Below are 19802 nucleotides of genomic sequence, written 5' to 3'. Positions count from 1 at the left end.
GCTCCTCCCCCCGCCCATTCCGACTACGGCCCTCATGGCCGTGGCCCGGGAGCGTTTTGCCCGCCGAACGCCCACGCGCTCACTTTTTGCGCCGCACCCCTGCCAGGAGAGAACCCCGATGTTGCCCGCACGCCACCACCGCCCCCCCTGTCGTTCCATCGCCCCGCTGTCGCTTGCCATCGCCGGCGTGCTGCTGTCGGTCGCCGTTCCTGCCTTCGCCCAGGAGAGCAAGGACAAGGCCACCGACCTGGCCCGCATCGAGGTCACCGGCTCCAACATCCGCCGCACCGACGTTGAAACCGCCTCGCCGGTGCAGGTGATCAGCAAGCAGGACATCCAGAACATGGGTGCGCGCACGCTGCTGCAGGTGCTCGACAACCTGCCGGCCGCCCGCCCGGCGCAGCAGGACGCGCGTTCGCTGTTCACCGGTTCCGATGGTGCCTCGCAGGCCAATCTGCGTGGCCTCGGTGCCCAGGGCACGCTGGTGCTGCTGAACGGTCGCCGCCTGTCGTACTACGGTGCACCGGCCGGCTTCCAGACCCAGTTCGTCAACATCGATGCGATTCCGGCCGCGGCCATCGAGCGCATGGAAGTGCTGACCGACGGCGCCTCGGCGGTGTACGGCACCGACGCGGTGGCCGGCGTGATCAACGTGATCACCAAGCGCAACTTCCAGGGGGCCGAGGTCAGCTTCACCAACGACACCTCTTCGCGCATCGACTCCTACGGCGAACGCCAGGCCAGCATCACCGCCGGCTTCGGTGACCTGGCCGAGAACCGCTTCAACATCTACGGCGCGGTGAACATGTACCGCCGCGACGCGATCCCGCTGAGCGATTTCTACGACAAGCGGCCCGACCAGTACTACGTCAACAATCCGAACTACCTCAACAACCTGCGCCTGGGCGTGGGCAGCAAGCCGGGTGAATTCAATCCGGGCACTTACTTCGCCTTCGATCCAGTCACCGGCCGCCGTGTGCAGGAAGCTGCGCCGGGTTGCAGGAACGTGCTGACCAGTGAAGCGGCCGGTCCGCGTTGCGTCTGGGAAACCTGGATGAACAACGAGATCGACGCCGGTGCCAAGTCCGAGCGCAACACCGCCTACCTCAACGGCACCTTCCTGGTCGGTGACAGCACCGAGATCTTCGCCGAGGCGACCTACACCGACATCGACCTGCGTGCCAACGGCGGCACGCCGCGCACCTACGGCACCACCACCGGCAACCCGACCAGCTGGTTCTCGCGCAATACCGGCAACACCGTCAACCAGTTCCTGTACCCGTTCCTGGGCCCGAACAACGAATACAACCACGCCAGCCCGCAGATGAAGGCGATGATGGGCGGTGTGGTCGGCCTGAACTACCTGCTGCAGGATGCCGGCCCGAACTATTTCGGCCAGCGCAATACCGACAAGAGCTACCGCGTGCTGGCCGGTGCGCGTGGCAACCGGGGCGACTGGAACTGGGAAACCGCGTTCGCCAGCGCCGGCACCCACTCCACCACCTACCAGACGATCAACGTCAACACCAAGGGCTTCGAGAAGGCCTTCGGCCCGTACACGATCGATCCGGGCACCGGCCGCGTGATCATTTCCGACCATCCGGCGTACAAGTTCGGCGAGATCAGCGAAGCCAACGCCGCGCTGATCCGTGAAGCGTTCCCGACCTTCGACATCCAGTCGTGGACCCGCCTGCACACCCTCGACGGCAAGATCGAAGGCCCGCTGTTCCAGCTGCCGGCCGGCGAGATGCGTGCGGCATTCGGCTTCAACGCCAGCCGCGAAACCTTCTACACTCCGGGCAACGCCGACGCCGCCAACGGTCTGATCACCCAGCAGGGCGGTTCCTGGTTCGACGGCAAGCGCAACACCTACGCGCTGTTTGCCGAAACCGTGGCGCCGATCACCGACAAGCTGGAACTGGATGCGGCGGTGCGCGTGGACAAGTACCCGAACTTCAGTGCCAACGTGGCACCGAAGATCGGCTTCAAGTACCAGGCGTTCGACCAGCTGATGCTGCGCGGTACCTACTCCACCGGCTTCCGTGCACCGAGCCTGGCCGAGTCCGGCAATGGCGGCGTGTTCGCCCAGCTGGGCGGCTTCCGCGACGAGCTGCGCTGCAACGAGACCAACGCCATCGCCAACCTGTTGCTGAAGTCGCAGCGGCCGGGTGATGTCGACCTGGGCAAGAACATGCTGAACGTCGACTGCAGCCGCACCGTGGCCCGCATGACCCAGCCGAACAAGGACCTGAAGCCGGAGAAGGCGAAGATCGCCACCCTCGGCTTCGTCTACGAGCCGGCGAGCTGGCTGTCGGTGTCGGCCGACTACTGGTTCATCTACCGCAACAACGAAATCGTCGCGCCGGACTATCGCCGCATGGAAGACATCATCTCGATGTCGCGCTCGCCGATCACCGACAGCGACCGCGCCAACCTGGCGCAGCTGGCGGCCATGTGTGCCGACCCGGCCAGTGGCGTGAGCTGCCCGTCGGTGCTGCCGGGCTATTCGGCCGGCAACGTGGCCAGCGTGGTGGGCCAGTACAAGAACCGAGGCAAGACCCTGATCGACGGCTTCGACATCGATGCGCGCAGCCGTTTCTCGCTGGGCGACTGGGGCAACCTGAACATCGGCCTGGCCGCCACCATCGCCAACCGCAACCGCTTCTACATGGATGCGGAGAACGGCTGGTACTACGGCGACGTGGTCGGCTACTACAACAACCCGCGCCTGCGTGCCACGCTCAATGCCGACTGGACCTACAAGCAGGTGACCACCAGCATGTTCGTCAACTACGTGGGCGGCACCAAGTGGGCCACCGACCAGGTTGATGAGGTGAGCAACAACAAGGAAACCTGCACCGGCGGCTACCTGGCCCTGCAGAAGAGCAAGTGCGATGGTGCGCCGTCGTGGTGGACTGCCAACATGAGTGTCACCTGGCGCCCGGATGACGCGTGGAACCTGAGCTTCACCGTCAAGAACCTGTTCAACCGCCTGCCGTTCTACGATCCGAACAGCTTCCTGGGTGACTCCAGTGACTACGCAACCATCTTCGGTCGTGGTTACAGTGTGACCATCGGCTACCGTTTCAAGTAATTCCGTTTGCGTGACCCGGCGGGCCGGCTACGGCCGGCTCGCTGCCAAGAGGAGAGATGTTTGCCATGAAGCGTAGGGAATTCATCGCGGCCAGTGCCGCTGTCGCCGCCAGCAGCCTGCTGCCGCAGACCCCGGCGTGGGCACGCGGGCGCAAAGTGCGCCTGGCCATGATCGGTACCGGCATGCGTGGCCTTGTGCTGCTGAAGGAGCTGGTGCGTCGCGACGATGTCGAGGTGGTTGCCGTCTGCGATATCGAGCCGATCATGCTCGGCCGCGCCGTGGAGATGGTGACCAAGGCCGGCAAGCCGGCACCGAAGACCTACGGCCAGGACCGCGATACCAACGCCTGGAAGCGCCTGCTGGAACAGAAGGGCATCGATGGCGTGATCATCGCCACGCCATGGGAGTACCACGCACCGATGGCGATCGCCGCCATGCAGGCCGGCGTGGCCGTGGGCTGCGAAGTGGTGGCCGGCATCACCCTGCAGGACCACTGGGACGTGCTGAAGACCCAGCTGAGCACCGGTACCCCGTACATGCTGCTGGAGAACGTCTGTTACCGCCGCGACGTGATGGCCGCGCTGCAGATGGTGCGCCAGGGCCTGTTCGGCGAGCTGGTGCACCTGCAGGCCGGCTACCAGCATGACCTGCGCGGGGTGAAGTTCAATTCCGGCGACCCGAAGCAGCCCTACGACAGCGGCGTGGAATTCGGCCCCAAGGGCTGGAGCGAAGCACGCTGGCGCACCGAGCATTCGGTGGAACGCAACGGCGAGCTGTATCCCAGCCACGGTATTGGCCCGTGCGCGATGTACACCGGCATCAACCGTGGCAACCGCTTCACCCACATCAACGCCTTCGCGACCAAGGCGCGCGGCCTGCACGAATACACCGTGGCCAAGAGTGGCGGTACCACCCATCCCAGCACCAAGGTGAAGTTCAAGCTGGGCGACATCGTCACCACCACGCTGGCCTGCGAGAACGGTGAGACCATCCTGCTTCAGCACGACACTTCGCTGCCGCGCCCGTACTCGATGGGCTTCCGCGTGCAGGGCACCAAGGGCCTATGGATGGACGTGAACCATTCGATCCACATCGAAGGCCGCAGCCCGCCGCACCAGTGGGAAGAGTTCAAGAAGTACCAGGACGAGTACGAGCACCCGCTGTGGAAGCAGAACGCCGACACCGCCGCGAGTGCAGGGCATGGTGGCATGGACTGGTTCGTCATCCACGCGTTTGTCGAGGCGCTGAAGGCCAAGGCACCGATGCCGATCGATATCTATGACGCGGTGACCTGGAGTGCGATCACGCCGTTGAGCGAGCAGTCGATCGCCAACGGCTTCCAGACGCTGGAGTTCCCGGACTTCACCGCCGGTGCGTGGAAGCAGCGCAAGCCGATCTTTGCGTTTGATGGGAAGTACTGAGATTTACCCCTTCCATGCGGTGACGGAAACGCCGGGCGATGCCCGGCGTTTCTGTTTCTGGCTGCATTCGCCTTGTGGAGCCAAGCCCACGCTCGGCTGCGACGAAACCAGTCAATATCCTAGGCTGAAGTTCTCGATAGTGGATTTTGTTCCTGACTGGGTACTTTTAACCGCGCCGATGTAAATGAAGAAGCCAGGAGCAAGATCTGAGCGCTGGAATGGAATCCATATGGAGTCAAGCCCTGCGCCGGCACCACCTGGATAGATCCAGCCTGGCGCAAGACGCTGGGTCTGCAATTGCCAGTTGGAGTCGTACCAGGTGATCTGAAGTTCGGTGCCCGCACCGATGCCGTGGCCGTTCACAACCATGCCGGTTGACGGTGCATCCCAGAAAAATGCGTCGGTTATGACAGGGCGATCATGATCGCCCGCGATACTTTGATGGAGCGGAAGACCGAAGCGTTCTGTACAGGTGAACAACGGGTCGTACATGAAGGAAATAACCTTGTCGACGCGACCTGCTACGAATGTCAGGGCTCGATCCATCCGTTCCTTCGTTGTTCGCGATAGCGAGATGTAGCTGCAACCTGCGTAGTCTGGACTTTCGGTGTCTTCCTCGAACGCCTCTATATTGACCCACAAGTCGACCCTTCGATTCCCCCGGTTGAATTCACTCCTGGCCTCTCCCAGGGCATTGAATACATCCCGTATCGATCCGCCGTATTGACTGGAGAAACTACTGGAAGCGTCAACGCGCGGGTAGTGACCAAGCCTGGGGTCGACGGCGCCCACCAGCTGCGTTGCCTGGCCCGGCCAGTAGTAGGCCGCGTTTCCGGTACCGCGCCCATCCTGAGGCGCGATGATGTCCACTCCGGCCGTGGCCAGGCGCCTGAAACCGCTGACGGTCTGCTCGACAGTCTGGGTATTGCCGCGACCGTCCTTCAGAAGAAAAAGGTAGGGTGAGATGGCATATTTTCTGCCTGGGTTGAGGTTTCGGAACAGGCCGGCATCCTGGCCATACTCCGTGTCGGACGCAGTGTAGGTGCTTCCCAGCAGCACCTCATAGGATTGATATGCGCCGCGAAAACTACTGTGTCCAGCATGTCTTGCTGCCCAGTCGGCATAGACGCGCCGCGCCCAGTCGCGGTGTGACGAGAGCATGGCTGCATCGATCATCCACTCTTGACCGGTAACAACGGGAAATGCGGGAGCTCCCAGGTAGACTTCCATACCGAGGTGATCGGCGACAGTGAGCATTGCGGTGGTGCTCTCGATTGCGTTCGCGTCGTACTGGACGAAAAGTACGTCGAATGAACCACTCGAGTAATCACAGGCTGCCTGCCCGTCATGGGGCAGAACAATGCGCCAGAACACTCTGGGTACGCCGTCAACGACAGTTTCGATCTTCCGATCAAATCCTCCGGGGCACGCGATCGTAGAGCCGTAGTGTTCGTTGAACTCGTAGCTCAGCCAGTTGCGGATGCGCTCAGTCCCAATTTCCTGCCTGGCCTGCTGCACGCAGGAGGTGCCTTCGGCGGTCGTGCAACCGATCGCGACGGTACTAGGGTCGGTGTGGCGCTTAAGATGCGGCCCGAAATTGAGTACGGTCGTGCCGCCCATCCCATGAAAGTCCTGCAGCGAGGTCTGCCACCCACAGGCCGACCGGGCGTACATCCATGTTCCGCGTATTGGGTACTCTGTGGTGACAGCCTTGTCATACGGAGTTCCGCAGTAGCCGACGGCCTCAGACGCCAGAGACGGGGTCGAAAACAGAGCGGCTGCGGGTGCCAACAGCAGGATCAGCCAGAATCGCGGTTCCACGAATTTCTCCTTGGCGTTCGGTCCATGATTAGCCTCACCCACGCGCTGGAGGCTTGGGTGTCACGGAGAGTGCGTTTCAGGCACTCAGGTGTCAATGGCGCGGTGGGCCTGGTTGGAGACCAGCAACGACGTGCCTGGTTGCTCGACGGGTACTCTGGCTTCAGCGCCTGGTCTGCGCTCGGATGATGAGCATCCACACAGGCTGATCGGACCCGCGTGTGCCGTCCTGTCTAAATCGAGAAGAGCATGGACCAATCCGAGACCATGTTCCCGTGGTCAATCCGGATCTGGCTGGCAAGCGCATGAGCATGGATTGATGTCATATCCGGCATGACTCGCGTATCCGCTTATGGGGCCGGCCGCCGCCGTCGAAGATCTGGTTGCCTGCCTGCAGGATGGGGCATCGTTGCACCTGGGCACGGTGAGTGGCGTTGATCCAGACAGGAAAAATGGCGCGCCCGGAGGGATTCGAAGGTGCAATTCAAGGCATTGATATTATTGAAATATTGCGATTGCAAGGGTCTAAGATACCGCCAAAGTTACCGCCGGTCGGATTCTTTGTGGTTGCGTGATTGGAGATCTTCACGACAAGATTGCTCTAGCTTGGGGGCCTAGCCGGTCCTTTGAGGTAGGTGAAGGTGCAGTGGTCGGCCTATGGATGAATTGCGCACAATGGAATCTAGTGAAGTTCAGGCACAAAAGGACATTCAGTTCTACGGCCAGGCGGTCAACGCGTGGCTAAATTTGTCGTTTGAGTACGACAAGGGCTTGATAACCCTGTCCACTGCAGGCATTGGGTTGGCCGTGACGTTGCTCACGACCGTTGAGAACATCAGCCTAACGAGCCTCGCGTTTTACGCTCTGAGCATAGTTTATTTTGCGATCACGATTGGGCTTGTTCTCGTCGGTTTTCTGAGAAGTAAAAAGCACATTGAGTCAATCCTTGTCGAGGGCTGCAATGAAAGTGATCCCGGACTTAAAGTTCTAGATAGATCGGCTGCGATTTCATTTGCTGCAGCTGTCTTAACACTCGCTGGGGCAGGCATCGCAGCGGGCGTCTCTTCTTACCTTGCTACGGACAAAGATATGACAAAGAAGGAAAAGGGCGTGGCCCATGTCGTTTTCGCCAACGACAGTATCAACAACCTGGCAGCTTTGAGGCCCTCACTGGAAAGCATCAATCGGCTGGGTGCTCTAAAGCCAGCTGTGCAAGCCGTCGTGCCACCCGCTGCAACTGCGCGACCGGTCAACAGTGTCCCACCGCCGCTGCCGCCGCTGCCTCCCAACAAAAAGTAATTCGTCGTGCCTGGTTCCTCGCATTGGAGCAGCCGACGCGGTTCGGATCTTGGTGGCACATATCCCAGCGAGCATCCATTGCCGGCCTGAGCGGGGGGGGGCGTGAGCGCACTTGTCTCCCCGCCACGCCTGCACACTTCATAGGGTGGTTTTTCTGCACTACCTGCACACGGGCCCATGACAGGCCCAGTAAGGCTGTCAGGGGCATCGAGAGGCAATGCCACTACCTGCGAATCCCTGCGCAGAAGGGTCGCCTAGCGGAGCGTTGAGCGGCGAGAGGGAAGCCAGACTTAGGCAGCCAGGTAGGAGAGAAAAAGTAGGCATCCAATAGCGTCCAAGAAGAAAAATCCACTACTTACAGTGTTTCAGGAAGGCCATGAAAAGGGGTTGTGGCACACTTTTTTGGTTGCAGGTCTCGTGCAGGCACTGCTGTCTCACTTCCCCTATGCCCCTCCTTGTCTCCCAAGGTTTTCGCCGGTCTAGCTGTTGTCTTGCCGCCCGCCTTCCTCCATGTAATATTCCTGACCAACAGTATTTGCTGGTTACATTGGTACGCTGGTTACACCATCCGTGCACACCTTGGATATCAACGACTTGCGATTACCACCGACTCGTACCAGCCCGTGGACACGACTGGTTACACTGGTTACAGCCAATGCCGCAAGGAAGACACGATGATCACTAGAGCTCCGATTCTGACGAGACTGGCCATATGGGCAGTCCCGTTCTTCAGCGCCACTGTGGCTGTGCCCCTTAGCGCGCAGAATCCCGTTGGGATCCAACTCATGAACGATTTGGCCTGGCATGGCGTGTCTGATCGTGTCCAAGTTCATCAGCCATCTGTGCAAGGAAAGCCTCCCCACATCGACGTGTGGGAACGAATTGCCATAGGGAATACATACGGCAACTGGGCTTACGTGAAGAACCTCATCGATTGCCAGCAGTGGACTCAGGTTCCGTTCTACACGATCGACCGGAATGGCTACTTTGTCCTATGGTCTGAGGCCCCTAGCTCCGCAAAGGCAGCTTGGGAAGCGCACGGCCAAGGCAATGAGACGGTAATTGCAGGGGTGTGTGCGCTTTACGGATTCAGGAAGCCGCTTCCAAACACGGCTGCACCGGACAAAAGCGGGAACTTCGTAGAGCGCTAGCAGCAATGTGGGGGGGCGGGGGCATCCCGTCGATGATGGGGTCGCGTCAGCGGCCCGCTGTGGCCGCTGTGGGGTTATCCCGCTGTACAGCACATGGTGGTCGCGGCAATCGCGCCTGAGTCCTGTGCTCCCGCTCTTTGCAGCCGGCATCAGTGCAACAGACAGAGCGTCAGCTTGTTGCAGGCTGGATGAGAGTCCCAAATTCAGCCTGTCAGCAGCACTCGCTCAGTCGTACACATCAGCATGAAGGCATCTCCTACTGATCTATTGACACGTACGATGTCGCGGAGCGAGAAAGCTTCGGGCCCATCTTCTAGAATCAGACCGATGTCGAGTTTCAGCACGGACGGCATAGATATCTCGTCACCGTTCTTGATTTCCGTTGCCCACACACCCGGTGCGCCGTCTATGTCCTCGACAATGGCGCCTGTATTGGTGGCCTCATCGATCGCAATCTTCATGGGCATCTGTCTAACGGCTACTGGTAGCAGAAGCCGGTGCTTGTCCTGATTGCTCATGCGCATGAGCAGATGAAGGTCAGTACCATACGCAGCTCGGATCTCTTCTATTCGAGCAATGGCTTGCCCTCCTAGCCCACCGATTCTCCTGCGTTCCTTCGAGTTGAGGGATTGCCCAGAACGACCGAACGGAAACTGGATATCTTTAAGTTCAGCCCTGGGATCAGCGACTTCAATCATTCCGCACGTCGCGTAGTCCAAGCAGCCACGAAGGTTGTGGACCAGGTCGCCGACGACGAGGCTCCAGTCGATAGTCGGCTCGCGCAAGAGCTCGATGCGAACTTTGCCACGGGGCTCCTCATCCACTTTCACTGGCCGCCACCAGCTCTCCTGGTGCAATTCATTGAAAAGTCCGACGAGCGTTGCTAGGTGTGTCTGAGCATGGGTGTACTTTGAATATGCGTCTTGGAAACGACCGAGAAATTTGAATTCCATGCTCGCCTGCCCGCTCATGCTTCGACCCCTGTCTTGCCCGCTTCTGATACGTAATTGCGATCAACCATCAGTCTTCACAATAGAGAGCTAAAGACCCTCGGTGCTTCGCGCCATTGTAGACCCCCGGCAGTACAGGTCGGCTGCCTAGACCTTCTGAACGTGCCTCGTTCATTGCGCCTATCTGGACTGAATTCCCATAGCTGCTAAGGCCGGCATCACCACGAGAGAGTGAGCATCAGGCCGCTCAGGGGTTCAGGTCAAACGAGGTGAAGGCAATGACCTCCTCGCCGATCCACTCGTTCACCATGGCCATGCGCGATTGCAGGGGTGCCAGTTCCATAGACGCCCACACCGTGGCCGCATCCCGAATCGAGCCGAATCCACCCGCATTCTGAGGCACAATGCCCAGCAGTTGCGGGGGGATGCGCAGCGCAGCCAGAATGTCATCTCGGGTCACGCGCTTGATGCCAGTGAACTCATCCTTGGCCGCTACTTCGCTGATCGGGATCAGCTGCAACCCGTCCTTCTTGCCGTTGGGCGAATGCACGAACAAGTTGCGGAAATTACCCGGCCCGCGCGAGTCTCGCAGCGCCTGCCGCAAGGCGTCCACGTCCATACCCTCCGGCTGCGGGTCGGTCATGTAAAGGATGAACCCGGCGTGCGAGCCGTTGGTGTAATACCGGCGACGGAACAACGTTGCCGATTCGTTGAGCAGCGCCGACTGCACCACGGCGAGCCACTCCGGCATCCCGTAGATTTCCTGATCGGTATCGGCCTCGCGCAGCTGGTACACCGAGCCAAGTGGAAATTCGTGCTCGACTCGCCCGGCGCGCACCTGGAAGAACTCACCCGGCTGCACGCCGCGGCGCAGGTACTGCGCCATCAAAGTCTCCAGCTGCAACAGCCGCCCGGAGTGCGAGAGTTGCCGCCCCAGGTAGGCCATGCCGAAGACCAGGTAATCCAAGGCCAGCTGCGAAAATGCGGTGTGGTCCAGCAATCGATGCGGCACAAAGGTGCGCACCAGCATGTTGCGCTTGAAGATCAGGCCACTGTGCAGGAACGGGTTGGAGCGCGTGGTGCGCGACAGGCCACTGAGGGTGATCGGCGGTTCGTAGTAGCGCCCGTTACGCCAGCATTCCAGGTAGTCGAACAACCCGCGCGAGTCCAGCACGGGCGTTGGTTCACCAAAGGAAAAGGCCGTAACTGCCCCGGAACTGCCCGCGCTGGGCGCGAGCACTACTTCACCAGGACCAGCATCGGCGCGGGAATCAGTCACGCCACGCCCTCTGCATTGAGCTGCGCCCGCAGCTTTGCGCGCGCGGAAACACTCTTCACCAGCTGCATGTTCACCTCACTCAGATCCATCGGCGGCAATGCCACGCGCTCCGCGACCTGCTCGGTCACTGTGGCATCGTCCAAACGATGGCGCACTGCGTTGCCAAGGCGAACGAAGAATTTGCTGGCCAGTTCGTCGGCATCGGCTGCCTGCCCATGGTTCACGCCCCCGTTCTCCGCCTTCGAGAACAGCTCGAAGGCCACCGCCAGGCTGTCGCCAACGTTTGTCAGCAACTGCTCATAGGCCTGACTGGCAGCCTCACTCATGACACCATTCGCCGTGCTGAGGCAACGGTCTGCCACCTCAGCCAACTCCAGCTCCAGGCGCCGCAGTTCGTCCGCGATTTCGCCCTCCATCGCCGCATATTCCTCAGCGAGCGAGAGCGCCGAACGCTCGTTGGCGCGCAGCTTCTGAATATCGCGAGTGAGGTTGCCATCGGCATCACGCAGCTTTGCACTCCATTGCTGGCGAGCAGCGGCGGCATCGCTCTGTGCTGCCAGTTTGGCGCGCTGCATCTGATCGACCTTGCCCACCAGGGCGCGCTTGCGCTGCACTGCGCTGGCCAAATGCTGAGCCAGCTCGTTCAGCCGTCGCCTGCTCTCCGATTCCAGCGCTGCTTCGACCCGTTCGCCGGGTTGAATGGCCAGTTCGGCGGTGGTGGTGCTAATGCTCTGGGTGTCGCTCATGTTGAATCTCCGTTGAAACGATTGGGGCCTCGCCGACACTGTGTCGGCGAGCCGTGGGAAAGACGGCGCCGTTTACAGGCCGCTGTCGTGAACCTTGCGAGGGTCGAAGATGAAGACGCGGATGGCGCCCAAGCCTGGGACACGTACGGCTTGGGAGGGCCTACCGTCTGCACTGCGCTTGAGCCATCCGGCCTCAGCCAGCGTACGTGCGGCCAAGCGCACATCGAAGCCTGCACATAGCTCCCGCCGGAATGCCTCCTGCAGCACCAGGTATTCCGTCACTCCGACTTCATCGAAGCGTCGGAAACCTACGCGGTCGCGCACCGGCACTGTGCCCTCATGGCCGCGTAGCGGTTCCAAACGACTCTCGCCATGGGCCTCAAAGAACGCACGCACGCGCGAGAGCAGTTCGTCGGTGTCGGCGCTGCCGGAGCCACCTCGACGTTGCAGCCAAGCCTTAAAGCACGTCGCAACGCCTTGGGTAGCTTCACCCTTGGGCCAGCCGGTAATGCGGTGGCGACAGTTGCTGGCCAACTCCCCGGCGAAGGCAACAACAGCAAAGCGCTCGGCCACCCGGCGCACCTCCCCGGAGGCATTTTCGGGTACGTAAGTGGCCAGGAATCGGTCGGTGGATTCGCGCAGCTGGGCGGTTAGCGTCGGGCTATCCTGCTGGGTTAGGTAGTCCATCCAGAGCGGCCAAGGTGCGCCGTAGCTGCGTGCGGCAGCGTCCTTGAGCAGAGCCGACAGCCCCGCGCCGTCGCTGGCATCGTGCAGGCGCTCAAACACGCCGTGTCCGCCCTCAGCCTCGGCTGGTACGTCGGCAAGGCGCACGGACTGACCAGCCCGCGCCTGCTTGCCCACCTCGGCCATGTGCTGGGCCAGCCCGACCTCGCCGGCCGACAGGATCAGCACCCGCCAACGTGCCGCCGCACGGGCCTCACCGGCCCGGTTGGCGCGGCTCTTGCCGTTGCCGTTGGCCAACAGGTAGGCGGCATCACCAGCCTGCTTGGGATCGATCTGCGCCAGCTCATCCAGAATCAGCGTGGCATCGTTGTGCAACACCGCTACGCCTTCCAGACCGTTGGCCGTGCTGCGCCACTCGCGGGCATATTCCGGGGGACCGACCACGCTGGCCGCCACGCGCAGCGCGGTGCTCTTGCCGCTGCTGCTGCCACCGACCAGGTGGAAGCCACCACCGGTAGCACCGGTGAAGTGCAGCAGCGGACCGGCAAACATTGCCGAAACCGCCAGCACCAGGCGCGAATTGTCCTGGCAGCGCCGGGCCACGTCGCGTCGCCAGTCCTCCAGCGAGCCAACGGCCGCGTAGTGATGCTGCAATCCGCCACTGTGTTGGTAGACCAGCCGCTCAGCGCCATTGCCGTAGCTTTCGCCATTGGGCAGGACATAGCGGCCGTCATGCCAGCCTGGCACGGCGACGTTGCGGGCCCGGGTGTCGATGCGCTCCTGGATGATGTAGGCCAGCAGACGCTGCATCGTGTTGCGGTGGGCCGACATTTCCACACCACCTGCGGCCAGCTGGCGCACGAACTCGCGCGGATCGCCCACCAGCATTTCCGCAGGCGCCGCCCACTGGTGGGGATGGCCATCGGCATCGGTCCAGGTCAGCAGCCGCCCCCATTCCTCGCTCTGGCTGTTACGGGTCTTGGCCTCGACCTTCAACGGCGAGCAGACGAACACCGGTTCGGCCAGGTCGCCATCCTCGGTGACACCGACGTAGTACACGCCGGTCTCGTTGAGCTGATAGTGGGCCCGCGCAGCACCGCTACTGGCGCTGTCGGTGGCGCGCTTGTCGCCGTGGGTTTTGCCCTTGGTGCCCTTGCGCACGGCGCGCTGAATCGAGCCGCGCACAGCGCCGGTACCGGCGTCCTTGGCGGCATCATTGAAATCGACAGAGGTGACGTTGTTCATGCACGGGGCTCCGGTGCCGCGTCGGCGCGCTGCGCCTTCGGAATAAAGAGAGAGATCATCAGGAAGTTGCCTCATGGCGTGGCCGCGGCGGCATGGCCACCACCCCGCCCACGGCATCGGCGGCGCGCTGGGCGTTGGCCACGCCCGGGTTGATGCCCAGCCGCGCGGCGGTGGCCGCATCGTCATCGGCGCACACCACGATCACCGCAGAGGGGAACTTGGCGCGCAGGGCACAGGCCACCGGCTCCAGGTTCCCGGCATCGAAGGCCACGGCGGTGGGGTGGCCCGTGGCCTCATGGATACTGGCGGCAGTGGCATAGCCTTCGGCGATGCACACCACATCGCTGACCGTACGGCCCACGGCGTAGTACAGCCCGCGTTTGCGGCCTCCGGCCAGGAAGCGCTTGCTGCCATCGGCGGCGATGGTTTGCAGGCTCCACAGCCGTCCCTGCGCATCGCGCAAGGGCACCAGCAGCAAGCCGTCCAGCTGTCGCAGGCCGTGCACGCCCACGCCCTTGGTCACCAGGTAGGGATGATCGGGTGTAGCGGCGCTGGCACGCTGCCAGCGCTCACGCGCCTGCTGCCGGGCCACGGCCTGGCGCTGTGCGCGTTCGGCCTGCTGCTGGCGCTGTGCGCGCACCACGGCCTCGCGCAGCATCACGCGGTCGGCCTCACTCAGCGCCTCGCTTCCACCCTCGCACCAGGACTCATTGAGCCCGGTCTTCCAGTTTCCGTAGGCACCGGCCTGCGGCGGGCCTGCGTGCAGCACATACCAACCACTGCGCTGGCCGCTGCCATCGCCCTCGGCGCGTACGCGGCACAGACGGCCATTGGCCAGGACAGCATCGCCCATTCCCACGCATAGACCTGCCGCACGCAGTGCCGCAATGAATCCCTCAGGCCGCGTCATCGTCGGCCTCCAGCTGGCTGCTGTGCCGGGCGCAGGCCACCACGGCAGCTAGGTCCTCATGCACGTAGGCGGCGCTGGCCGCCACGGCATCGAACGACAACGCTACCGATTCGCCGATGCCCTCGCCCACGCTGGACAGCAACAGTGCCGCCGACCGTGCGCGCTCCACGCGATTGAAGCTTTCCTCGCTGATCCAGTAGCCGAAGGGCATGGGTGCAGCGCTGGGCGCAGGCGCTTGCGCCGGCGCTACAGGTGCGGCTTGCTCGGCTTGCAGGTCAGCCAGCTGCAAGGCCATGCCTCGATCGAACTGTTCCTGCGACTGCGCAGGTGCAAACAACGACAGGCGTACGCGCACCCGCGCCGCAACGGTGGCCAAGTCCAGACAATCGCGCTCCAGCGGCCACAGCAGGCGCTCGCGCAGGCGGGCTTCCAACGGATGGCCTTCCAGCGCCTCATCCAATTCGCCACTGAGGATGGCCAGACGGCGCGAGGCCTTGTTGTGGAGACGCTCGACGCGACGGGCCACCTCGACAATATGGGCGGTACGCTCAGCATCAAACCAGGTATCGGTGATGGTGGCGCTGAGTACGCCATCGGCTACGCCCGGCACGCCGGACACACTCACGGTTTCCGTGTTCATGCAGCAACCTCCGCGTCGCGGACCATCGCCAGCAGCTGGCCTACGGAGAGTGCTTCCAGTGCATCAGGGCGGCATTCCAAGGCGGCTACCAGCTGCGACAGTGCAGCCATCGGCATCGTGTGGATGCGCTGCAACTGGCGCACAGCACTGAACAGGTCATGCGTGGTTGCATCTTCGTTGGCCACAGCGGCATTCAAGGCAGAGACGTTCATCGCGCGGCCTCCCGGACGGTGGCGGCAATGGCGTGCTGCACCTCGCCCAGCGCCAGCGCCTCGGGCGCTTTGCCGGTGGCCTGCAGGCGCGCAGTCAGCGCCAGCCATCGGGAATGATCCCAGTCGAGAGTGTCGGCGATTTCGCCGAGGTGGTGAGCAATACGGGCGGCAAAGCGCGACGGCGCGGCCAGGGTGTCATGAGACATGGCAGGGTCCTCAGGTAAGTTGAGGTCCACCACCGCGCTGTCAAACGAGGTGGCGAACGGTGCGCGGTTGACAGACCGGCCTGAGGACCGGCAGGCCTTGCGGCCTCCGCGCACCGCCCGCCATAGAACTGGCAAGCAATCGCCCGCGACGACACAGCAGGCAATAAAAAAGCGCCGTGCATCGGTCGATGGGCGCTGGTGCGCCTCAGGGTTCGGGCTGTCAAACCCGGTCGCCGATTGTGCGGCGACGGGGCAATGCTGCACCGGGTTCGCGGGTGCTGTCAACAGGTGCGTCATCGCCGTGCCTTGCCAGGCGTCACGGGCTCTTGCGCGACCTGTGCACTGAGCGCGGCACGCTCTGCGGGGCTGCTGATGGGCAGGCAGATGTCCCCGCTCGGGCAGGCACTCTGTGCGTGCGTACGCACGATCTCTGTGTAGGCCGAGAACGTATGACCACACAGCGCGTTGCGGCACTGGAGCAGCGACTCGCGCAGCAGTTTGGAATGCAGCACGCTGGTACGAACGATGGCAGCCGTATCGCAATGCGGGCAGCGTAGGAAGGCTCTTGAACTGGTCATCGCAACGCCTCAGCAGTCAGTGATGGAACGGCTGCCCGCGACACCACGCGACAGTGCGATGCGGCCGCCTTGCTCAGTCCGGCTCTGGGAGAAATTCAGCGCCAGATTCGGTTGCGCCACGGCGGTGCGCAGATGCTCGGCCAAGAACTTGGCCTCTGCCTGGCTCAGGGTGAACTTCTGATTGGAGATGGTCAGGACGATGGCGTCTTTCATGGCTGCACTCGCGGGTGGGTGTCGGGGATGTGGGTGGCAATCCACGCGTACACGTCCGACTCCAGCCAGACGGTCACGCGCGGGGAAAGGGGGATCGATGCGGGGAACCGGCCGCGCTTCATCAGCCAGTACAGGTGCGAGCGGGAAATGCCGGTGCGGCTGAGCACCTCGGGCTTGCGCAGGAAGCGCTCACCACGCGCGGATTCAGGCCGGAGATGATCGGCAGGCTGACCAGGTGCGGTCGTCGAAGACGTAGAGGAACCAAGCATGTGGCAGGTCGCGGCGATGACACCGAGTCAATCGCCGCCTCATGTTGTGGGCTTGGCTAGAGTCTGGCGAGCGCCGTGGCCAAACTCACGCAGCGCGCTGTGTAAGAAGTCGCCTTACAAATTCCACATTGGACGCAGCTGGATGCAGGCGGACCCACGGCCTTCGCGATTCAGGCACCGCAGAGCGCTAGTCGAGGCCGAACGACGGGCACGGGTAGTCTGTGCACGCGATCGCGCGTGCACTCTCCAGTGGATTCGTAGGGCATTGCTCGCGGTCGCCAGGGAATAGTCCGAGCCGGGAGGCATGCGCCACCGCCCTCGATGTTCGACCTTGGCTCAGCCCCTGCTAGCCTCTGTCAGTGCCGGGTAAGGGCGGGACGACACGAGGAGCGGATCGGCTGAAGCTTTCTGTCCAAAGTCGCCCGATGCCGTCTGATCTTTTGCTGGTGTACCACCGTAACCAGTAGCACTCCATTGCCGGTACACACCTCGATCATCCGCAAGCCATTGAAATAAAACGAGACTGCGGAGGGTGTAACCAGCGTACCAATGTAACCAGCAAAAACAGTAAGTCAGAAATGAAAAATGGGAGAAAGGGAGGTCAGCGGGAGGCCCTCAGGCCGTCCAGATAGTCCGCCCAGGCCTGCATCATTTTTGCCCGCTCGACCAGGTGAGCAGTACGGTTGTATGCCCGTCCGTTGGGATCACGCACGGCGTGTGCAAGCTGGTGCTCGATGTAGTCCGGACGGAAGCCCAGCACCTCATCCAGCACAGTGCGTGCCATCGCGCGGAAGCCATGCCCGGTCATAGTGTCGGAGTCGTAGCCGAGGCGACGTAGCGCACCGTTGACGGTGTTCTCGCTCATGGGACGCCCTTTACCACGCATACTCGGGAATACGTAGGCGAGTCGCCCGGTCAGTGGCTGCAAGTCGCGGAACACAGCCACGGCTTGCGACGAGAGCGGAACAATGTGCGGTTGCCCAGTTTTCGTCGCCGTGAAGCGCCACTCTGCGGTGTCAAGGTCAATATCTGACCAGCGAGCGTGGCGAAGTTCACCAGGTCGCACGAAGACGAGCGGTGCCAAGCGCAAGGCAGCAGCTACAACGGGTGTCCCCTGGTACCCGTGGATGGCGCGAAGCAGGCCTGCAACATGCGCAGGATCGGTGACGCTGGCAAAGTGCTCGACCTCCACTGGGACGAGTGCGCCCCTCAGGTCTTCAGCTGGATTGCGCACCGCACGACCTGTAGCGATGGCGTAGCGAAAGACCTGGCTAGCCAGCATTCGTGCCCGATGTGCAGTCTCGTTTGCACCGCGCGCTTCAATCTTCCGGATTGCATCCAGCAGCTCGCGGGCAGTCACAGCATCGACAGGTATCCGCCCGATGTATGGACCGAGATCTTTCGCGAGAATGCGGTTCTGCCGTTCCAGTGAAGTGGCCGCCATCTTCTTCGCTCTCACCGCGATCAACTCTGCGGCGACAGCTTCGAAGGTGTTGGCAGAACGTTCAAGCGTCGCTGCCTTCTGTGCTTTTCGCTGCTCGCCTGGATCAACTCCATCAGCAAGCAGTCTGCGAGCTGCTGCATGACGTTCGCGTGCGTTGGCCAAGCTGACGTCGGGATACGTCCCCAGAGAGAGTGTGTTGCGCTTGCCTGTTACGGGACGACGGTAATCCCATCGCCACCATCTGCCGCCATCAGGGCGAAGCAACAAGTAAAGGCCACCACCGTCGCGGAGCTTCTGCACAGTTGCCGTGGGCTTTGTCTTGCGTATTGCGGTATCGGTAAGCGACATGATGGCGGTAACAGGTGCAAGCGGTATGTGGGTTACCGTCAAAGATACCGCCTGCAGACTTAGGATTGATGTGGATCACATAGGACGCAAGTGGACACAAAAAAGGCCGAAGCTCTTGATTTGAAAGAGATATTCGGCCTTCTTAGGACGCTGTAGGACGTTCAAATGGCGCGCCCGGAGGGATTCGAACCCCCGACCAATGGCTTCGGAAGCCACTACTCTATCCGGCTGAGCTACGGGCGCGTTGTAGAACTGCCGCGCCGTCGGCCAGTGCCGGGGCGGGCATCGCAGCGCCATGAGGCGGTGCGGGACCGGCATTCTATCCAGTTTCGCCGAACAAATCTCCCCCCACCGGCAAAGCCCTGCCGGAGGGGCAGGAGTATCCTATCGCCATGGCTGATACCCCCCTCACTTCGCCGCAGTCGCCGGCGACGCCGCGTTGGCGGCATTACTGGAGTCTGATGCGCGCTGATCGCCCGATCGGCACGCTGCTGCTGCTGTGGCCCACCTGGTGGGCGTTGTGGCTGGCTGCTGGCGGCCTGCCGCCGCTGTGGACGCTGTTCGTGTTCACAGCAGGCGTGTGGCTGACCCGCTCGGCCGGTTGCGTCATCAACGACTACGCCGACCGCTGGCTCGACCCGCACGTGGAACGCACCAAGGCGCGTCCGCTGGCCACCGGCGCAATCAGCGGCCGCGCCGCGCTCGCCCTGTTCGCGGTGCTGATGCTGGTGGCGTTCGGCCTGGTGCTGACCCTGAACGGGCTGACCATCGGCCTCAGCTTCATCGGCGTGTTCCTGGCGGCCAGCTACCCGTACCTGAAGCGCTACACCCACCTGCCGCAGGTCTACCTGGGCATGTCGTTTGGCTGGGGCATCCCGATGGCCTTCGCCGCCGTGCAGGGCGAGGTGCCGATGCTGGGCTGGCTGCTGTACGCCGGCAACATCCTGTGGTCCACCGCCTACGACACCTGGTACGCCATGGTCGACCGCGAGGACGACCTGAAGATGGGCTCGCACTCCACCGCGATCCTGTTCGGCGACCTCGACCTGGTCATCCAGGGCGTGTTGTACGCACTGTTCCTGGCCACCATGGCGCTGGTAGGCGTACGCGGCGGGCTGGGTGGGTACTACCTGGCCGGCGTGGCGGTGGCCACCGTTCTGGTGGTGTACGAGTTCTGGATCTGCCGAAACCGCGAGCGCGGCCCGTGCTTCAAGGCGTTCCTGCACAACAACTGGGTGGGCGCCGCGCTGTTCGCCGGCATCGCCGTGGATCTGGCGCTGCGTTGAGCCCAAGGT

17 protein-coding genes and 1 tRNA gene are annotated in these 19802 nt (G+C 62.5%); 4 read left to right on the top strand and 14 right to left on the bottom strand.

What is annotated here, in order from left to right; genetic code table 11:
* Window positions 1-118 precede the first annotated feature (118 nt).
* On the top strand, window positions 119-3094 hold the full coding sequence (locus ACSYAO_RS20870) for a TonB-dependent receptor (RefSeq protein ID WP_005414779.1): 2976 nt from the start codon (window positions 119-121) through the stop codon (window positions 3092-3094).
* 65 nt (window positions 3095-3159) lie between these two features.
* The gene (locus tag ACSYAO_RS20865; protein WP_134951547.1) at window positions 3160-4515 is read left to right on the top strand and encodes a Gfo/Idh/MocA family protein; all 1356 of its coding nucleotides are present in this window, start codon (window positions 3160-3162) and stop codon (window positions 4513-4515) included.
* 111 nt (window positions 4516-4626) lie between these two features.
* Here the strand turns inward: ACSYAO_RS20865 and ACSYAO_RS20860 are convergent, their stop codons facing one another.
* Window positions 4627-6336 (bottom strand): DUF4434 domain-containing protein, encoded by a 1710-nt coding sequence (locus ACSYAO_RS20860; protein ID WP_049461702.1) that lies wholly within the window; start codon window positions 6334-6336, stop codon window positions 4627-4629.
* A 654-nt stretch (window positions 6337-6990) separates the two neighbouring features.
* On the opposite strand from ACSYAO_RS20860, the gene ACSYAO_RS20855 reads away from it, so the two are divergent.
* Complete coding sequence (locus ACSYAO_RS20855) at window positions 6991-7632, top strand: hypothetical protein (protein ID WP_440566265.1); 642 nt, start codon at window positions 6991-6993, stop codon at window positions 7630-7632.
* Between the two features lie 1354 nt (window positions 7633-8986).
* Here ACSYAO_RS20855 and ACSYAO_RS20850 read toward each other — a convergent pair.
* From ACSYAO_RS20850 to ACSYAO_RS20790, 13 genes are all read right to left on the bottom strand, one after another.
* A complete protein-coding gene (locus ACSYAO_RS20850) occupies window positions 8987-9754 on the bottom strand; it encodes a hypothetical protein (RefSeq protein WP_440566263.1) in 768 nt (255 codons plus the stop codon).
* 226 nt (window positions 9755-9980) lie between these two features.
* Window positions 9981-10973, bottom strand: coding sequence for a phage portal protein (locus ACSYAO_RS20845; RefSeq protein WP_440567002.1), 993 nt, complete (start codon window positions 10971-10973; stop codon window positions 9981-9983).
* A 35-nt stretch (window positions 10974-11008) separates the two neighbouring features.
* Window positions 11009-11758 (bottom strand): hypothetical protein, encoded by a 750-nt coding sequence (locus ACSYAO_RS20840; protein ID WP_440566261.1) that lies wholly within the window; start codon window positions 11756-11758, stop codon window positions 11009-11011.
* 72 nt (window positions 11759-11830) lie between these two features.
* Complete coding sequence (locus ACSYAO_RS20835; protein WP_440566259.1) at window positions 11831-13687, bottom strand: DUF927 domain-containing protein; 1857 nt, start codon at window positions 13685-13687, stop codon at window positions 11831-11833.
* A 58-nt stretch (window positions 13688-13745) separates the two neighbouring features.
* Window positions 13746-14540 carry a toprim domain-containing protein gene (locus tag ACSYAO_RS20830; protein WP_440566257.1) on the bottom strand — a complete coding sequence of 265 codons (795 nt, stop codon included), beginning with the start codon at window positions 14538-14540 and terminating at the stop codon, window positions 13746-13748.
* A gap of 43 nt (window positions 14541-14583) precedes the next feature.
* A complete protein-coding gene (locus ACSYAO_RS20825; protein WP_440566255.1) occupies window positions 14584-15237 on the bottom strand; it encodes a hypothetical protein in 654 nt (217 codons plus the stop codon).
* The gene (locus ACSYAO_RS20820; RefSeq protein ID WP_440566253.1) at window positions 15234-15449 is read right to left on the bottom strand and encodes a hypothetical protein; all 216 of its coding nucleotides are present in this window, start codon (window positions 15447-15449) and stop codon (window positions 15234-15236) included. Before ACSYAO_RS20820 ends, ACSYAO_RS20825 begins: the two co-directional genes overlap by 4 nt.
* On the bottom strand, window positions 15446-15655 hold the full coding sequence (locus ACSYAO_RS20815) for a hypothetical protein (protein WP_440567000.1): 210 nt from the start codon (window positions 15653-15655) through the stop codon (window positions 15446-15448). The genes ACSYAO_RS20820 and ACSYAO_RS20815 overlap by 4 nt, the downstream gene beginning before the upstream one ends.
* A gap of 293 nt (window positions 15656-15948) precedes the next feature.
* Window positions 15949-16233 (bottom strand): ogr/Delta-like zinc finger family protein, encoded by a 285-nt coding sequence (locus ACSYAO_RS20810; RefSeq protein ID WP_088476048.1) that lies wholly within the window; start codon window positions 16231-16233, stop codon window positions 15949-15951.
* A gap of 9 nt (window positions 16234-16242) precedes the next feature.
* Entirely contained in the window at window positions 16243-16446 is a 204-nt protein-coding gene (locus ACSYAO_RS20805) for a hypothetical protein (RefSeq protein ID WP_440566250.1), read from the bottom strand.
* Window positions 16443-16715, bottom strand: a complete 273-nt coding sequence (locus tag ACSYAO_RS20800; RefSeq protein WP_440566248.1) for a helix-turn-helix transcriptional regulator — start codon at window positions 16713-16715, stop codon at window positions 16443-16445. Before ACSYAO_RS20800 ends, ACSYAO_RS20805 begins: the two co-directional genes overlap by 4 nt.
* 601 nt (window positions 16716-17316) lie before the next feature.
* Complete coding sequence (locus ACSYAO_RS20795) at window positions 17317-18507, bottom strand: tyrosine-type recombinase/integrase (RefSeq protein ID WP_440566246.1); 1191 nt, start codon at window positions 18505-18507, stop codon at window positions 17317-17319.
* A gap of 166 nt (window positions 18508-18673) precedes the next feature.
* Window positions 18674-18750: transfer RNA gene (locus ACSYAO_RS20790), tRNA-Arg, on the bottom strand.
* Between the two features lie 149 nt (window positions 18751-18899).
* On the opposite strand from ACSYAO_RS20790, the gene ubiA reads away from it, so the two are divergent.
* Window positions 18900-19793, top strand: a complete 894-nt coding sequence (gene ubiA / locus ACSYAO_RS20785; protein WP_049461703.1) for a 4-hydroxybenzoate octaprenyltransferase — start codon at window positions 18900-18902, stop codon at window positions 19791-19793.
* The last annotated feature ends 9 nt before the right edge of the window (window positions 19794-19802 follow it).

Source organism: Stenotrophomonas sp. STK16_22, from assembly GCF_051984505.1.
GTDB lineage: Bacteria > Pseudomonadota > Gammaproteobacteria > Xanthomonadales > Xanthomonadaceae > Stenotrophomonas > Stenotrophomonas maltophilia_A.
Note: the sequence above shows the minus strand (reverse complement) of the source record. Positions and strands in the feature narration are given on the sequence as shown.

What these genes read in the sequence shown, in the direction of transcription:
- ACSYAO_RS20870 (WP_005414779.1), top strand. Translation starts at nt 119, where the DNA reads ATGTTGCCCGCACGCCACCACCGCCCCCCCTGTCGTTCCATCGCCCCG.
- ACSYAO_RS20865 (WP_134951547.1), top strand. Translation starts at nt 3,160, where the DNA reads ATGAAGCGTAGGGAATTCATCGCGGCCAGTGCCGCTGTCGCCGCCAGC.
- ACSYAO_RS20855 (WP_440566265.1), top strand. Translation starts at nt 6,991, where the DNA reads ATGGATGAATTGCGCACAATGGAATCTAGTGAAGTTCAGGCACAAAAG.
- ACSYAO_RS20850 (WP_440566263.1), bottom strand. Translation starts at nt 9,754, where the DNA reads ATGAGCGGGCAGGCGAGCATGGAATTCAAATTTCTCGGTCGTTTCCAA.
- ACSYAO_RS20840 (WP_440566261.1), bottom strand. Translation starts at nt 11,758, where the DNA reads ATGAGCGACACCCAGAGCATTAGCACCACCACCGCCGAACTGGCCATT.
- ACSYAO_RS20835 (WP_440566259.1), bottom strand. Translation starts at nt 13,687, where the DNA reads ATGAACAACGTCACCTCTGTCGATTTCAATGATGCCGCCAAGGACGCC.
- ACSYAO_RS20830 (WP_440566257.1), bottom strand. Translation starts at nt 14,540, where the DNA reads ATGGGCGATGCTGTCCTGGCCAATGGCCGTCTGTGCCGCGTACGCGCC.
- ACSYAO_RS20825 (WP_440566255.1), bottom strand. Translation starts at nt 15,237, where the DNA reads ATGAACACGGAAACCGTGAGTGTGTCCGGCGTGCCGGGCGTAGCCGAT.
- ACSYAO_RS20820 (WP_440566253.1), bottom strand. Translation starts at nt 15,449, where the DNA reads ATGAACGTCTCTGCCTTGAATGCCGCTGTGGCCAACGAAGATGCAACC.
- ACSYAO_RS20815 (WP_440567000.1), bottom strand. Translation starts at nt 15,655, where the DNA reads ATGTCTCATGACACCCTGGCCGCGCCGTCGCGCTTTGCCGCCCGTATT.
- ACSYAO_RS20810 (WP_088476048.1), bottom strand. Translation starts at nt 16,233, where the DNA reads ATGACCAGTTCAAGAGCCTTCCTACGCTGCCCGCATTGCGATACGGCT.
- ACSYAO_RS20805 (WP_440566250.1), bottom strand. Translation starts at nt 16,446, where the DNA reads ATGAAAGACGCCATCGTCCTGACCATCTCCAATCAGAAGTTCACCCTG.
- ACSYAO_RS20800 (WP_440566248.1), bottom strand. Translation starts at nt 16,715, where the DNA reads ATGCTTGGTTCCTCTACGTCTTCGACGACCGCACCTGGTCAGCCTGCC.
- ACSYAO_RS20795 (WP_440566246.1), bottom strand. Translation starts at nt 18,507, where the DNA reads ATGTCGCTTACCGATACCGCAATACGCAAGACAAAGCCCACGGCAACT.
- ubiA (WP_049461703.1), top strand. Translation starts at nt 18,900, where the DNA reads ATGGCTGATACCCCCCTCACTTCGCCGCAGTCGCCGGCGACGCCGCGT.